General features: G+C 71.9%; 12 protein-coding genes. 3 read left to right on the top strand and 9 right to left on the bottom strand.

Annotated features, from left to right (window positions below; translation table 11 throughout):
* Positions 1-92 precede the first annotated feature (92 nt).
* Together ACZ6ZP_RS14090 and ACZ6ZP_RS14085 are read left to right on the top strand one after the other, a co-directional pair.
* On the top strand, positions 93-1,574 hold the full coding sequence (locus ACZ6ZP_RS14090) for a purine-cytosine permease family protein (RefSeq protein ID WP_383816786.1): 1,482 nt from the start codon (positions 93-95) through the stop codon (positions 1,572-1,574).
* A gap of 54 nt (positions 1,575-1,628) precedes the next feature.
* Positions 1,629-3,290, top strand: a complete 1,662-nt coding sequence (locus tag ACZ6ZP_RS14085) for an amidohydrolase (RefSeq protein WP_469406874.1) — start codon at positions 1,629-1,631, stop codon at positions 3,288-3,290.
* On the opposite strand, the gene ACZ6ZP_RS14080 is transcribed toward ACZ6ZP_RS14085, so the two are convergent.
* From ACZ6ZP_RS14080 to ACZ6ZP_RS14040, 9 genes are all read right to left on the bottom strand, one after another.
* Entirely contained in the window at positions 3,287-4,513 is a 1,227-nt protein-coding gene (locus tag ACZ6ZP_RS14080) for a glycosyltransferase (RefSeq protein ID WP_469406873.1), read from the bottom strand. The two genes, ACZ6ZP_RS14085 and ACZ6ZP_RS14080, sit on opposite strands and share 4 nt — an antisense overlap.
* Entirely contained in the window at positions 4,510-5,322 is an 813-nt protein-coding gene (locus ACZ6ZP_RS14075; RefSeq protein ID WP_469406872.1) for a MerR family transcriptional regulator, read from the bottom strand. The genes ACZ6ZP_RS14080 and ACZ6ZP_RS14075 overlap by 4 nt, the downstream gene beginning before the upstream one ends.
* A gap of 55 nt (positions 5,323-5,377) precedes the next feature.
* Entirely contained in the window at positions 5,378-7,285 is a 1,908-nt protein-coding gene (locus ACZ6ZP_RS14070; protein ID WP_469406870.1) for a DUF2264 domain-containing protein, read from the bottom strand.
* A complete protein-coding gene (locus ACZ6ZP_RS14065) occupies positions 7,282-8,304 on the bottom strand; it encodes a hydroxyacid dehydrogenase (protein WP_469406869.1) in 1,023 nt (340 codons plus the stop codon). The genes ACZ6ZP_RS14070 and ACZ6ZP_RS14065 overlap by 4 nt, the downstream gene beginning before the upstream one ends.
* Positions 8,305-8,349: 45 nt before the next feature.
* Positions 8,350-9,213, bottom strand: a complete 864-nt coding sequence (locus ACZ6ZP_RS14060; RefSeq protein WP_469406868.1) for a carbohydrate ABC transporter permease — start codon at positions 9,211-9,213, stop codon at positions 8,350-8,352.
* The gene (locus tag ACZ6ZP_RS14055; protein ID WP_366461611.1) at positions 9,210-10,181 is read right to left on the bottom strand and encodes a carbohydrate ABC transporter permease; all 972 of its coding nucleotides are present in this window, start codon (positions 10,179-10,181) and stop codon (positions 9,210-9,212) included. The genes ACZ6ZP_RS14060 and ACZ6ZP_RS14055 overlap by 4 nt, the downstream gene beginning before the upstream one ends.
* A gap of 109 nt (positions 10,182-10,290) precedes the next feature.
* Positions 10,291-11,622: an ABC transporter substrate-binding protein gene (locus ACZ6ZP_RS14050; RefSeq protein ID WP_469406866.1), complete on the bottom strand. Its 1,332-nt coding sequence runs from the start codon at positions 11,620-11,622 to the stop codon at positions 10,291-10,293.
* 91 nt (positions 11,623-11,713) lie between these two features.
* Positions 11,714-12,808, bottom strand: a complete 1,095-nt coding sequence (locus ACZ6ZP_RS14045) for a substrate-binding domain-containing protein (protein WP_383816774.1) — start codon at positions 12,806-12,808, stop codon at positions 11,714-11,716.
* 128 nt (positions 12,809-12,936) lie between these two features.
* The gene (locus ACZ6ZP_RS14040) at positions 12,937-14,445 is read right to left on the bottom strand and encodes a membrane-associated oxidoreductase (protein ID WP_469406865.1); all 1,509 of its coding nucleotides are present in this window, start codon (positions 14,443-14,445) and stop codon (positions 12,937-12,939) included.
* A gap of 153 nt (positions 14,446-14,598) precedes the next feature.
* Here ACZ6ZP_RS14040 and rpmF point away from each other — a divergent pair, with 153 nt between their 5' ends.
* A complete protein-coding gene (gene rpmF, locus ACZ6ZP_RS14035; RefSeq protein ID WP_351156907.1) occupies positions 14,599-14,769 on the top strand; it encodes a 50S ribosomal protein L32 in 171 nt (56 codons plus the stop codon).
* The last annotated feature ends 6 nt before the right edge of the window (positions 14,770-14,775 follow it).

The raw sequence follows: 14,775 nt of genomic DNA, 5'->3' as shown, positions 1-14,775 counted from the left end.
TGACGGCTCCCGGGCCCGTGGCGCATTTTGAATGCCGTTCTAGGTCATAGAACGGCATTCAAAGTCTGGGTGCCGGAGAGTGAGGTGCCCGCATGACGCGACAGGCCCCGGATACCGCTGGGACGACGGCAGCGACGACGGCGACGACGGCGACAGGAACCGGCCCCGGGATCAGCACCGGAGTCACCAGCGACGAGGTGTTCCGGGTCGAGACCCACGGCATCGACCCGATCCCGGACGAGGACCGGCACGGCAGCGCCAAGGACCTGTTCTGGCTCTGGTTCGGCTCCAACCTGACCTTCACCTACGTCATCAACGGCGCCCTCGCCGTCAGCTTCGGCCTCAGCTTCTGGCAGGCCACCGCCGTGGTCGTGATCGGCGGACTCTCCTTCTTCGCCATCAGCGCGGCAGGACTGAGCGGTATCCGCACCGGCACCGCGACCCTGGTCATCTCCCGCGCCGCCTTCGGCTTCCTCGGGAACTTCCCCGCCGGGCTGCTCAACTGGGTGGTCTCCATCGGCTACACCATCGTCAACACCGTGGTCGGCACGCTCGCCCTGGACGCCCTCTTCACCGACCTCGGATGGACGGGCGGCGGCAACGCGGCCCGCGCCCTCGCGCTGGCGGTCACCCTCGCGATGACCTTCGCGGTGGCCATGTGGGGGCACGCCACCGTGCAGCTCGCCGAGCGCTGGATGGCGTACGTGCTCGCCGCCGGCTTCGGGGTGCTGCTCGTCTTCGTGCTGCCCGACGCCGACTTCGGTGCCGCATCGGGCGGTGGCGCGGGCTTCTCCGGCTGGACGCTCGCGTTCGTGGTGATGCTCGCGGGGCCCTTCTCGTATCTGCCGATGCCCGCCGACTACACCCGCTATCTGCCGCGGGAGACCTCGCTGCGCTCCCTCACCGTCACCGGCGCGCTCGGCGGTCTCGTCTCGTCCGTGGCGCTCGGTGTCGCGGGCGTCGCGGCCGCCACACAGGCCGACATGACGGACGCGGTGGCGGGGGTGGAGAAGCTGCTTCCGGGCTGGTTCCAGCCGGTGTTCCTGCTGCTCGTGCTCGGCGGCTCGGTCACCAACTCGATCCTCACGCTCTACTCCTCCAGCCTCAACCTCCAGGTGCTCGGCATCCCGTGGAGCCGCGCGAAGGCCATCGTCATCAGCGTCGCCGTGACGGCGCTCGGCTCGCTCGGCGCCCTGTTCCTCACCGACTTCACCGAGTCGCTGCTCAGCTTCCTCTCGCTCCTGATCATCGTGTTCGCGCCGTGGGGCGGGGTGTTCCTCGCCGACATGCTGCTGCGCCGGTGCCGGTACGACACCGGAGCCCTGCACACGACGGGACGCGAGGGGGCCTACTGGTACCGGTCCGGTTTCCACCCCGCCGGGATGGCCGCCCTCGTCGCCGGGATGGCCTTCGCCGCGCTGACCTGCGACTCGGAGCTGTGGACGGGACCGCTGGTCGCGCCCCTTGGCGGCGGTGACCTCACCTTGCTGGGGTCGGTCGTCGCCGGGCTCACGTACTGGGCGCTGGCCCGCCGCGGCGTTCCCGCGACCGGGCCTGCCTCCGCCTCCGTTTGAGACATCCCCCGTCACCCAACGAACCACCCGTACCGCCCCAGGAGTTCACCTCTCATGACCAGCACCACCTCCACCGCCCCCAGGCCCGCGGATCTCGTCCTGCGCAACGCCCGCATCCACACCGTCGACCCGGACCTCCCGTCGGCCGAGGCGCTCGCCGTCCTGGACGGGCGCATCGCATGGCTGGGACCCGACGCGAAAGCGGCTTCCTGGACCGGCGAGGGGACGCAGGTCGTCGACGGCGGCGGGCGCCTGGTCCTGCCCGGCTTCATCGACGCCCACAACCACGTGCGCCTCGGCTCCGACGACGCCTGCGTCCAACTCGCGGGCGCCCGCTCCCTCGACGAGATCCACACCCGCATCCGCGCCTGGCGCGGCGAGAACCCGGGCGCGGACTGGATCGAGGCCGAGGCGTTCGACTACTCCGCGATCCCCGGCGGTCGGATGCCGAACGCCGCCGACCTCGACCCCGTCACCGGCGACACCCCGGCCTTCGTCCTGAGCTACGACGTGCACACCGCCTGGCTCAACACGGCCGCCCTGCGCCGTCTCGGCGTCGACCGCGACCGTACGTCGCTGCCGTTCGGCCGCGCCGAGACCGACCCGGAGACGGGCGAACCCACCGGTTTCATCAAGGACTTCGCGGTCAAGGGTCTCTCCCGCGACGGCCACCGGGCGCTGCGGGAGCTCGGCCTGCCGTGGGCGTCGCCCGACCGGCAGTACGGGCGCCTGGCCAAGAGCCTGGACGACGCGATCGGCTTCGGCATCACCACGGTCGTCGAACCGCAGAACTCCCTGGACGACCTGGAACTGTTCACCCGCGCCCGCGCCGAGGGACGGCTGCGTTCGCGCATCGTCGCCGCGCTCTTCCATCCGCGCGGCACCTCCGACGCCGACCTGGACGACTTCGCCGCGGCGGCACGGGAGTTCGCCGACGACCGGCTGCGCGTCGGGCCGCTCAAGCTGTACATCGACGACGTCGTCGAGCCCCGCACGGCCGCCCTCCTGGAGCCGTACACCGGGTGCGGGCGGCACCGGGGCGACACGTTCTACCCCGCGCACGAGTTCGCGGAGCTGCTCGCGAAACTGGACGCCCGCGGCTTCCAGTGCTTCGTGCACGCCACCGGGGACCGGGGCATCCGCACGGTCCTGGACGCCGTCGAGCACGCCCGCACCCTCAACGGCCCGCGCGACGCCCGCCACCAGGTCGTCCACGTCGAGTGCCTGGACCCCGCCGACACCCCGCGCTTCGCCGAACTCGGCGTGGTGGCCTGCATGCAGCCGCGCCACTGCGCCCCCGAGATCGCGGGCCCCGGCCAGGACTGGGCCGAGAACATCGGCGCCGACCGGTGGCACAAGGCCTGGCCGATGCGCAGCCTGCACGAGGCGGGGGCGGTGCTCGCGCTCTCCAGCGACTGGAACGTCGCCGAGATGGACCCGATGGCGGGCATCTACACCGCCCTCACCCGTCGCCCCCTCGGCGGCGGCGAAGCCTGGCAGCCCACCGAGACACTCGACGTGGAGACGGCCGTCCACGGCTACACGATGGGCTCCGCCTACGCCAACTTCCTCGAGGACGAGCGGGGTTCGCTGACGGTGGGCAAGCTGGCCGACTTCGTCGTCCTGTCGCGGGACATCCTGCGGGTGCGCCCCGAGGACATCCCGGGGACGAAGGCGGAGGTCGTGGTCGTGGGCGGGGTGGTGACGGTCGGCTAGCCGCTGACCGGACGCCTGCGGACCAGCCGAGCCTCGACCGCCTTGAGGACCTGACCGGCACCGTCCTCCGTGCCCATCCGGCGGGAGACGGCACCGGCGGCCTGCCGGTACGAGGCCTCGCGCACCGCACGCCCCAGCTGCTCGGCGAGGCGCTCCGCCGTGAGTTCCCCGAAGGGGATGGGCCGCGTGGCCGCACCGAGACCGGCGAGCCGCGCGGCCCAGAAGGGCTGGTCCGCCAGCACGGGCACCGGGATCGCGGGTACGCCCGCCCGCAGTCCCGCCGCCGTGGTGCCCGCGCCCGCGTGATGGACCACGGCTGCCATCCGCGGGAACAGGAGCGCGTGGGGCACCTCGTCGACGGTGAGAAGGTCGTCGCCGTGCGCCATCAGCCCCGCCCGCCCTTCCTGAAGGACTCCCCGCAGCCCGGCCCGGCGCAGCGCGGAGACGGCCAGCTCGCTCAGCCGCGCGCCCTCGCCCGCGGCCATACTGCCGAACCCGATGAAGACGGGCGGCGGCCCGGCCCGCAGGAAGTCCTCGAAGAGGGCGGGCAGCGGGGTGTCCGGGTCGTGGTGCGGCCACCAGTTGCCGACGACGTCGAGACCCTCGCGCCAGTCCGCGGGCCGGGGCACCACGGCGGTGCTGAATCCGTGCAGGACCGGCCACCGGGTCTCTTCCTGGCGGCGCCGGACGCTGCCCCGCGCTACGCGGGGCAGCGAAAGGCGTGCCCGCAGGTCCGCGACCGCGTCGGCGTAGACGCGGTCGGCCATCCGCAGCGAGAAGCGGCCGAGCGCACGGTTGCCGAGGCCGCCGAGCGACCTGCCACCGCCGACCACCGGCGCGAACTCCCGTGTGGGGTGGGTGGGTTGCAGGTAGACGCCCAGGGACGGTACGTCCATGGCCTCGGCCAGTTGCCAGCCCAGGGGCGCCGTGGTGGCCGAGAGCAGCAGCACGTCGGCGCCGGGTTCCGCCGCGGCGACGAGCCCGGCCCCCAGCTCCCGTACGAACGCGGCGGCCGTGCGCATCAGCTGCCGATTTCCCCCGCCTCCCGCGCTGGTGTCGGCGGGCAGCGGACGGAAGGTGAGTCCGGCGGCCCGCACGAGCGGCGCGAAGGACTCCTGCGTGGCGAGGACGACCTCGTGGCCGGCCGCACGCAGCCGGGCACCGAGGCCGGTGTAGGGGGCGACATCGCCGTACGACCCGGCGGCGGCCAGCAGAATTCTCATCGGCTCCCCGCCCCGTTCTCGCTCTCGCTCTCCCTTTCGCTCTCGCTCTCTGAAGCGTTGGCCCGCACCGCCGCGTGCAGGAACGCGGCGAGGCGGGGGCGCTGCTCCGACGGCGGTACGACGAGGGCGAAGGCGCGGGGGTCCTCGGCGAAGTCGTCGGCGATGCGGCGGTGCATGGCGGGCGGGCAGGGCGTGAACCAGCGGGTGATGTGCTGCCGGTGCTCCTCGGCCAGGGCCATGGCGCGCCTGCCCCCGGCGGGTTCGCCCTCGTCGTACGCCTTGACGAGTTCGGCCCGCCAGGCGGCCGCCTCGCGCATGATGCGGGCCCAGTCCTCCTTGGAGTGGGCGGCGGCGCGGCTCATCGCCTCCTGGTGGCCCGCGCTGTTCTCCCACTTGAGCCCGGCCTCGGTGGCGTAGCTCAGGTCGAAGGTGATCTCGCCGAACACCTCGAACCGCTCCTGGGGGCTGAGCCGCACGCCGGTCTGCTGCACCTCCATGGCCCGCTCGGCGACCTCCACCAGACGGTCCAGTTTGCCGATCTGCTCCACCAGCGCCTTGTGCCGCGCCCGCAGCTGGTCGAGCGCGTTGGCCTGCGGGTCGGCGAGGATCTCCGCGATCTCCTCCAGGGCGAAACCGAGTTCGCGGTAGAAGAGGATCTGCTGGAGGCGCGCCAGATCCGCCTCGCCGTACAGGCGGTACCCGCCCGGGCTGCGCTCGCTGGGCACGAGCAGCCCGGACCGGTCGTAGTGATGGAGCGTACGGACGGTGACCCCCGCGACCCCGGAGACCTGCCCCACGGTGTAACTCATGGACCTCGCCTTTCGTCGCGTACAGCCTGCGGCCTGACGCGACGTGAGGGTCAAGTCACCCGGGTCCGGTGATCGCCCCTCCCCCGTGCTCGACCGTCAGCGGCTCGAAGGCGATCCGGGTGATGGAGCCGTCGTCCGTCCACCGCACCTCGACGGTGTCCCGGGTCGCGCTCACCACGGTGGCCGTGTCCGCCAAGGCCGCGGGTTCCTGCTCCGAGGTGAGCATCGCCAGAGCCGCGTACACGGCCGTGCCCTCCACGTCGGCCGTGAGCCGTGGCAGGTGGGCCCACCGGGTGAAGGCCGTGCCCTGGGGCGCGCGCTGTTCGTCCTGGCCGGTCCAGCCGTGCAGGGGGTGGAGCGCCGAGTGCAAGGACTCTTCGGGGCCTGTCGCCCAGCCCGTGTGGGTGACGTGGGCGCCGTGCGGCGCGCCGACGACGCGGTGCACGCGCAGTTCGTGAGGGCCCTTGGCCACGGTGACGCTCTCCACGCGCAGCCCCGGCACCATGGGCGGACCGCTCACGAAGGCCGGTGTGTGCCGGGACGCGGCCCATCCCCAGCCCTCGCCCTGGCCCGCGCCCAGCGGGTGGATGCGGCAGCGGGCGCTGCGTACGCCCGCCACTTCCACGGCGATGTGGTTGTCCGCGGTGTTGCCGCGTGCCGTGGGTCCTGTCCTGGTGGAGTAGGCCTGGCGCGCGTAGAGCGGGTCCTCGTGGGACGCCGTCTCGGCCTCGTGCGGGCGTGCGTGGTCGCTGCCGTGGTTGTGCAGCCGTACGATCCCGTCGGCGCGGGTGCTCTGCACGAGCAGGCCGGGCGCGGGCAGCGCGAGGATCTGGTCGCGGGTCTCGCTGGGGGCGGGTTCCTCGGTGGCGGTCCACAGAGGGTGGGTGGCCGGTGCCAGGAGTCCGACGAACGCCTTGGACGCCCAGTACGGCGACGCGGGGCCTGAGTAGGGCTGAAGGGTCGCGTCGTGCGGGCCGTGCCAGCCGAGACTGAGCAGGCCGTCGGCGCCGACGGAGCCGCGGTCGAGGAAGTAGCGCAGCGATCCGCTGAGGATGCGGCGCGAGGTGCCGGGGGTGAGGGGTGTGTGGCCGGTGAGCGCGCCGAGGGCCACGGAGGCTCCGGCGGCGAAACGGTAGGTCAGGGAGCGGCCGAAGTGGATCGGGGCGCCGTCGGCGCCGAAGAGGAGCCCGAAGCTCTCCAGATGCTCGTGCAGGCGGGCGCCATGACGGGCCAACTCGTCCTGATCGCGGGTCAGTTGTGCGTCGAGCGTCGGGTACAGGTGCAGCGCCCAGCCGTTGTAGTGGTCGAAGGCGCGGCCGTCCCCGTCGGCGTACCAGCCCTGGCCGCGGTCCCAGGACTCCAGGAGTGCCAGCGCCCGTTCGCGCGCCCTGGCCGTCTGTGCGTCGCCGCGGCCCACCGACTCCAGGAATCCGGCCACGGTGTAGGGGAAGAGGTACCAGTTGTTGGGCGCGGGGACGTGGCGTATCGCGCCGCGCAGCCACTGTGCCGCGCGGTCCTGTACGTCGGTGTCGAGCCGGTCCCACAGCCAGGGGCGGGTGAGCCGCAGGCCCAGGGCGACGGAGGCGGACTCGACCATCGGCTGGCCCTGGACGTGGTGGTCCAGGATCACCGGCCAGGACTCGGTGTCGTCGCGGCCGGGCGTGCGGGTGCCCGCGGCCAACCCTTCCGCGTACCGGTCGAGCCAGCCGTGCGGGTCCTTGCCCTCGGCGCCCGCCACTCGGAACGCGGCGGCGAGCAGCGTTCGGGCGTATCCCTCCAGGCCGTCCGATCGCACGCCCGACGCGGAGGGCCGTCCCGGCAGGTCGAGCAGGGCGCCGCGCGGAGTCGCCCACTGCCAGGCGGCGCTCAGGAGACCGTCGGCCGCGGCCTCCCAGTGCTCGCGCGTGTAGCCGGTGTACGGGCTCAACTCCCGGTTGTCTTCGGGCAGTCCGGGGATGCTCATGCGAGGTAGGCCAGCCTTTCGCGTCGTACGGCGTGGGCGAAACCGTCGCCCGCGGCCCAGCGGCCGACTTCGGCGACGGCGAGGTCGGCGAGGCGCCCCCACTCGTTGCCCTGGGAACCGGCCAGGTGGGGGGTGATCATGACGTTGTCGCACTCCCACAACGGGTGCTCGGGGGGCAGGACTTCGGGGTCCGTGACGTCGAGGACGGCACGGATGCGGCCGGCAAGGGCGGCTTCGGTGAGGGCGTCCTGGTCGAGGACCGCGCCGCGGGCCGTGTTGATGAGCACCGCCTCGTGGCGCATGGCGGCGATCAGTTCGCGGCCGACCAGGCCGCGGGTGGCGGGCAGCAGCGGGGTGTGGACGCTGACGACGTCGCTGTTCGCGAACAGCTCCCTGATGCCGACCGGCCGTACGCCCAGCGCCTTGGCCTCCTCGTCGGAGACGTACGGGTCGTGCAGCAGGACCTGGAGGTCGTAGGGGCGCAGGAGTTCGATGACGCGGCGGCCGATCATCGAGGCGGAGAGGATGCCGACGCCGCGGCCGTAGTTGCCCACGCCCTGCGAGAGTCCGAGCCACTCGTCGCGGCGGCGCGTGGCCTTGAACTCCCTTGCCCGCTCCAGGACTTGCTTGCCGCTGAGCAGGATCATGGCGACGGTGTACTCGGCGACGGGCAGGGCGTTGGCCGCGGCTGCCGACGACACCTCGATGCCGCGCTCCCAGCACTCCGGGGTGATGTGGCCGCGTACCGACCCGGCGGTGTGGACGACGGCCCGCAGCCGGGGCGCGGCCGCGAGCGCGGCGGTGTCCAGCGGCGGGCAGCCCCAGCCGGTGACCAGGACCTCCACGTCCCGGAGCACGGAGCGTGCCCGCTCGGTGGTGAAGTCGTCCAGGACGGTGTCCGGTTCCAGATCGCAGACCTGGCCGAGTGCGGCCAGGGCGCCGGGGCCGAGCACGGCCGTGGCCGCGTCCCGCGCCATGGCGAGCGCGGTGCGCGGACGGCGGTGGCTGCTGCCGTTCATCGGCACATTCCCTTTCACATGACTCACGTGTGGCTCACCGGTGGCTCATTTGACCGAGCCGGCGGTGAGGCCCGACTTCCAGAAGCGTTGCAGCAGGATGAAGGCGAGGATCAGTGGCAGCACCGCGAGGAGCGAACCGATGATCACCACGGGGTAGTACTCGGGCGAGACGGTGGCCGAGCTGTTCCAGGTGTAGAGGCCCAGGCTGACCGGGTACAGCTTCTCGTCCGAGAGCATCACCATGGGCAGGAAGAAGTTGTTCCAGATGGCGGTGAGCTGGAAGAGGAACACCGTGACGAGGCCGGGTCCCAGCATCCGCAGGGAGACGCGCACATAGGTGGTCAGCTCCCCCGCGCCGTCCACCCGGGCCGCTTCGAGCACCTCGTCGGGCACGTACCCCTGACTGAAGATCCGGCCCAGATAGACGCCGAACGGGTTGAAGAGGACCGGGATGAACACCGCCCAGAAGGTGTCGACGACACCCGTGGCCGATGCCATCAGATACAGCGGAAGGGCCAGCACCGTCTGCGGCACCATCACCGCGGCGAGCACCAGGCCGAACATCTTCTCCTTGTGCCGGAAGCGGTACTTGTCGAAGGCGTAGCCGCAGGCGACGCTCACCAGGGCGCTGATCGCGGCGCCCAGGACGGCGTACAGCAGGCTGTTGGTGTACCAGCGGCCGTAGAGGCCGCCGTCCATCGCGAACAGGTCGCGCAGGTTCTGCACGAAGGAGAAGTCGGCCAGCGTGAAGAAGTTGCTGCTGAACAGCGCGTCGCGGTTCTTGGACGCGGCGAGGACCAGCCACAGGACGGGCAGCAGGGTGTAGAGCACCGCGATGCCGACCACGGTGTTGACGACGGTGCGGCTCAGGAGGCGGGGGCGGTGCGCGGTGAGGGTGTCGGCGCTCATCGTGCGGCCTCCTTCTGGGAGCGGTTGGTCCAGCGGGTGACGCCGTAGGAGAGGGCGACCGTGCACAGGAGCAGGATCACCGAAGCCGCGGCGGCGAGGCCGTAGTTGTTGCGGGTGAAGGCCGCGTCGTAGATGTACATGCTGGGCGAGAAGCGTGTGTTGATCATCGGGGATGACTGGCTGAGCAGCATGGGCTCGGTGAACAGCTGCATCGCCCAGATCAGGGTGAACATGGCGACCATGACGATCGAGGAGCGCACCAGCGGTGCCTTGACCTGGAGCGCGGTGCGCACCGGTCCCGCGCCGTCGACCACGGCGGCCTCGATGACCTCTCGGGGCACGGCCTGGAGGGCGGCGTAGAAGATCACCATGTTGTAGCCGAGGTTGCTCCACAGGGCGATGTTCACGATCGACGGGAGCACGGTGTTCACGCCGAGGAAGTCGATGTGGATGTCGCCCTTGGAGAGCAGGTCGACGACCGGGCTGAGCCCCGGCGTGTAGAGGTACAGCCAGATGAGGGCCGCGATGATGCCCGGCACGGCGTGCGGCAGGAAGAGCCCCAACTGGGCCCAGGCGCGCAGCCGTACGACGCCCGAGTCGAGCAGCAGCGCGAGGGCGAGGGCGCCGATCACCATGAGCGGGATGTAGATCAGGCAGTAGAGGGCGACGATTCCGAGGCTGCCGAGGAAGGTCGGGTCGGTGAGGACGGCCGTGTAGCTGCGCAGGCCGACGAAGACCGTCTTCTCCGGGCCGAAGCCGAGGCCCGGCTGGTCGTCGCTGAAGAAGCTCAGCCAGACCGCGGTGGCGACGGGTATCAGGAAGACCGTCACCAACAGGATCAGGAAGGGGGTCATCAGGACGCCGCACGCCATGTGTTCACGGCGTCGCGCACGCGTGCGGGCGCCGCGTGCGGGAGCGGGGGCGTCGGCGGTGCGGGTGGCGCGGGCCGGGGGCGCGGTCGTGGTCATCGGGGGTCACCTGCCTTTCTGCTGGTGCTCGTCGGCGTACGGGGCTGCTGCGGCTCCGTAGGTTTCGGTCGCGCCGGCGCTTCGGTCCCGCTCCGGACGCTCAAGCCGGTCATGTGCTGTGCTCGGTGATGGAGAGGCCGAGCGCCTTGAGGTCCGGCAGCGTTCCGTCGTGCGCGGCGCGTACGGCGTCGATGAGCGAGCCCTTGCCGCCGCCGGCACGGGCGAAGCCGTCCTGCATCACCTTCTGGGTGGCGGTCATGCGCGGGCCCCAGACCCAGCCGTCGCGGATGGTCTCGGCCTGTTCCTCGAAGAGGCGGTAGATGTCCTGGCCCGAGTAGTAGGTGCGGTCGAAGGCCTTGCGGCCCACGGAGACCAGGTCGGGGACGGCCGGGTACTGGCTGCTGGTGCCGCTGGAGAGACGGGCGCGCAGGGCGTCGGGGTGGGAGACCTGCCACTCGATGAACTCCATGGCGGCCTCGGGCTTCCGACTGTCCTTGGTGACGGCGAAGGTGGAGCCGCCGTGGGTGCCGACCAGCGGGTTCTTCGGGTCCCACTGCGGGAGCGGGGCCACGGCCCACAGGCCCTTCTGTCCCGGACGTGCGTTCATCTGCGACCCCGCGTCCCAGGCGCCGCTGAGCCGGGCCAGGACCAGGCCCTCGGCGAGCTGCGAGTCGTAGTGCCTGCTCTCGCTGGCGTTGACGAAGAGCAGTTCCTCGTCGATGAGCCGCTGCCAGTAGACCGCGACCTTCCGGGTCGGACGGTCCGTCAGCGAGACGTTCCAGGCGCCGCCACGGGTGTCGAACCACTGGGCGCCCGCCTGCCACGCCCAGGCGGCGAACTGGGTGCCGCCGTCGGTGGGGAAGAGCGCGATGCGCCGGTCGGGCGCCTTGTCGCGCACGGTGCGTGCGGCCTCGGCGAACTCGTCCCAGGTGCGCGGGACTTCGATGCCGTACCGGTCGAACAGGTCGGCGCGGTAGTGCAGCACCATCGGCTCGACGTCGAGCGGGACGGTGTAGACGCGGTTCTCGAAGGTGGTGAGGGACAGGGCCTGCGGCAGCAGCTTCGCGCGCAGCCGGTCGCTCACCAGGGAGGTGATGTCCCGGGCGACGCCGTCGATGGCGAAGCCGGGGACCTGGGGGTATTCGATCGTGGCGACGTCCGGGGCGTTTCCGGCCCGGGCGGCGTTGCTGAGTTTGGCGTAGCCGCCCATGGCGCCGGACGGGATCTGCTGGAACTCGACCTGGATGCGGTCGTGGGTCTTGTTGAACGCGTCGACCACTTCCTGGCTTCCGCGCAGTGCGGACCAGAAGGTGATGCGTGTGGTGCCGCCTTTGCCGCTCGACGTGCCGCCCGTGCTGCCCGAACAGGCGCTGAGCGCACCTGTCATGGGAACTGTGGCTGTCACGGCGAGCAGGGACCGGCGGCTCGGTCGACCAGGCATGGGTGCCTCCCGCGGCTCTTGTTCGGGACACGGGAATCCTGATCGCGTGAACGGTGCCGGTCAATAGACCGATCAAAAGAAACTCAAGCGGTCAAACGATCCGCAGAGGAGCGGTGGATCCACGGACCTTCAGCTCCGGCAGGAGTTGCACCCGCTGCGGCGTCCCGGCACCCGGTCCCGCCAACTCCCCCAGCCTGCGCAGCAGTAGTCCGGCCGCGGTCCGTCCCACCTCGTGCTTCGGCGGGGAGACGGCCGTCAGCGGAGTGCTGCCGAGCGCGGCCACCACGTCGTCGTACGCCACCACCGAGCAGTCCTGCGGAACCCGCACCCCGCGGTCCATCAGCTGTTGCACGAGCATCAGCGCGTCCACGTCGCCGTGCAGCACGGCGGCCGTCGCCCCGTGCTCGCGCAGCCGCGCCGCGAGGTCCAGCGGCTCGCGCACCCGGCCGGGCCCGGCGCCCTCGGCGCTGAGCATCACGCTCCAGTCCTCGACGTCGGGCCTGGACGCGGCGATCTCGGCGAAGGCCGCACGCAGCGCGCGGGCCGTCGGACTGTCGTCACGGGCGGCCAGGACGATCCGCCGGTGGCCCAGCCGCACGAGGTGGTCGACGGCGAGGTGGATGCCGTACCAGTGGTCGGTGCAGACCGAGTCCATGGCGTGCAGCGCACTGCCCGCACGCGGCCGCCGCTCCATCAGGACCGTGGGCACGCCGGACGCGGCCAGCCAGGCGTAGTCGGCCTCCTCCTCGGCCGCGGTGCGCCAGCGCGGGGCGATGAGCAGCCCGCGCACGTCCTCGGCAAGCACCCGCTCCACGAGCGGCCGTTCGGCGCCCTCGACCTGCGGTGCGATGTGCAGCGCGACCCGCATCCCGGCCTCGTTCAGGACGCCCCGGGCCCCGTGCATCGTCTCGTACAGATAGGTGTGCCGCTCGGGCACCATCAGCGCCACGGCCCCGCCGCCCGTCACCGGCTCGGCGGGCGCCGCGCCGCGCTCCACGGGCCCGACCGACCGCGCCACCCCGTGGCCGCGCCGCAACTTGCCCTCGCGGGCGAGGTCTTCGACGTCCCGGCGCACGGTGATCACCGAGACCTCGAGATCGTCGGCGAGGTCGCTCAGCCGCGCCTCACCCCGCGACTGCACGACCGCGAGTATCCGCTGCCGCCTGACATCCCTCGGCTCCCGCATGCTGCCGACCCCCTCGCGACGTACCCGTCAGGTGTTCGTTTGAGCGTTTCGCTGGAGGATATCGATCATTGCTCCGCCTGTATGCGGGTCGGCGATGTTCGTCACCGGCGATGGGTCACCGCTGTCGGTCACTGGCGGCTGAGCGAGCGCGTGATACCGGCCGCCACCGTGGTGACCAGGACCCAGCCCGTGGCGATCAGCAGATACGAGAGCCACTGGTACCGGCCCTCGGGCGCGAAGGCCTGCTCCTGACCGAAGCCGATGATCGGGAGGAGCAGGTCGAGGGTGTAGAAGACGGGGTTGAAGTCGGGGGCCTCGTCGGACTTCAGCGGGCGCGGAGGGTGCAGGGCGAAGACGAGCGCGCCGATGAGCAGCAGGACGAGCAGCCACCCCGCGGCGCGCATCGGGCGGAATCCGTAGCCGACCGTCACGTCCTGGAGGTGGCCCCAGATCCTGGCGTACGGCGGCAGGGTGCGCCGGTGGCGGCGGAGCTTGGCCAGCTGCACGGTGCGGGCGGCGGCCTCGTCGCCCACCGTGCGGTACGCGGCGGTCAACTGCTCGTAGCTCTGCGGGAGATAGCCCGCCGCCTCGCGCTCGAGCAGCGGCAGCCGCGCCTCCGCGGGCAGGTGCGGGGCGAACCGCTGGTACGCGAGGCCGTCGAGCTTGACCTCGCCGGGCCACACCTCCGGAGGGACGTGCAACAGGTCGAACTGGGAGCGGCGCAGGTTCACGGCACCCTGGACCGGGGCGGCTTCCCGCAGCCACAACTCGCCGACGACACAGCTGCTGGCACGCAGCGCCGTCCCACCGGGGCGGGAGAGGCGGGCGTAGGCCAGATTGACGTGCCGCGGGATTCTGGCACCGCTCAGGTTGAGCGTGCCGCGGGCGCGCAGCCGCATGGCCCGCAGATCGGTGCCGACCGACAGGGTCTCGGCGTACAGGGCGACGCCACCGGGGGCGTTCAGCACGGCGCCGTCGAGGTTGACCTGCCCGGCGACGGTCGTGCCGTTCAGTCGGACCTGGCCGTGGGCCACCAGCCCCACGGCCCAGACATCGGCGCCGATCACCGCGTGGTTCAGCTGGAGGACCGCTTCCGCCTCCCCCTCCGGGTCGGGCGAGTCCGGTGCGGGCGGCTCGTCGGGAGCGCTCGGGGTGCCCAGCTCCGCCCCGTTCACGAAGAAGGCGCCGGCGATCTGCGCGCCCGCGAGCCGCACGGGGCCCGCTATTCGGCAGCAGCTGATCCGCAGGACCAGTTCGACGCGGAGGTTTCCCGCCGTGAGGCCCGGCAGGACCGAGTCGCTGAGCACCAGGGCGCGGACCTGGGCCCCGTACAGGTCCGGCACCTCCTCGAAGTGGCAGGACCGCAGCCGTACGGGATGCTCGACCGCCCCGTACATGAGGTTGAGCCGCCCGGTGATCCGCGCGCCGGTCACCTTCATGCCGGCTGTCTCGCCCTCCCGCGTCGGCCCGTTGAGCAGCAGCGCCCGCAGCACCTCGGCGCGCAGCGTCCGCTCGGGGCCCCAGGACGCGCCGGCCCGGGCGTCGTCGTCGGGGCTCTCGCGGAAGTCGACGCCCTCGCCGAGCGAGAACGCCTGCCAGACGCGGTGCTCGGCCGGTGTCAGGTCGGTGATCTCCATCGCCCGGATGCTGTCGCGGGCGCGTTCGACCTGTCAACCACGGGCTCGGGACCGGCCGGCACCTCCCTAATTCGAAACGGGAACCATTTTCATATAGCCTCGGCACCGCACCGCCGAGACTCGGCATCGCACGCCGAGAAAGGACCCGGAACCATGGCCGTACCCAAGCGGAAGATGTCCCGCAGCAACACCCGCCACCGCCGAGCCCAGTGGAAGGCCAGCACCCCACAGCTCGTGCCGATCACCGTCGACGGCTCCGCCTACCTGGTGCCCCAGCGGCTCGCCAAGGCGTACGAGCGCGGCCTGCTGCGGCCCGAGGGCTGACCGGAG

Source organism: Streptomyces sp. NPDC054047 (assembly GCF_055585065.1).
Note: the sequence above shows the minus strand (reverse complement) of the source record. Positions and strands in the feature narration are given on the sequence as shown.